The following is a 338-nucleotide window of genomic DNA, read 5'->3' as shown; positions in this document are numbered from 1 at the left end:
AGAAGTGGAAGCCGGAGAACATCGCGAAGACGACGGTGCCGAAGACGACGTAGTGGAAGTGCGCCACCACGAAGTACGAGTCCGAGACGTGGAAGTCCAGCGGCGGCGAGGCCAGGATGACACCGGTCAGACCACCGAAGGTGAAGGTGATCAGGAAGCCGGTGGCCCAGAGCATCGGGGTCTCGAAGCTCAGGGACCCCTTCCACATCGTTCCGATCCAGTTGAAGAACTTCACGCCGGTCGGTACGGCGATGAGGAACGTCATGAAGGAGAAGAACGGGAGCAGTACACCGCCGGTGACGTACATGTGGTGGGCCCACACCGTCACGGACAGACCC

General features: G+C 61.2%; 1 protein-coding gene. It reads right to left on the bottom strand.

Features of this window, described 5'->3' with window-relative positions; all coding sequences use genetic code 11:
- The coding region (locus tag IF54_RS0139085; protein ID WP_030327548.1) for a cbb3-type cytochrome c oxidase subunit I at positions 1 to 338 on the bottom strand (338 nt) is incomplete at both ends.

This window comes from Streptomyces sp. NRRL B-3229 (assembly GCF_000719505.1).
Lineage (GTDB): Bacteria > Actinomycetota > Actinomycetes > Streptomycetales > Streptomycetaceae > Streptomyces > Streptomyces griseorubiginosus.
Note: the sequence above shows the minus strand (reverse complement) of the source record. Positions and strands in the feature narration are given on the sequence as shown.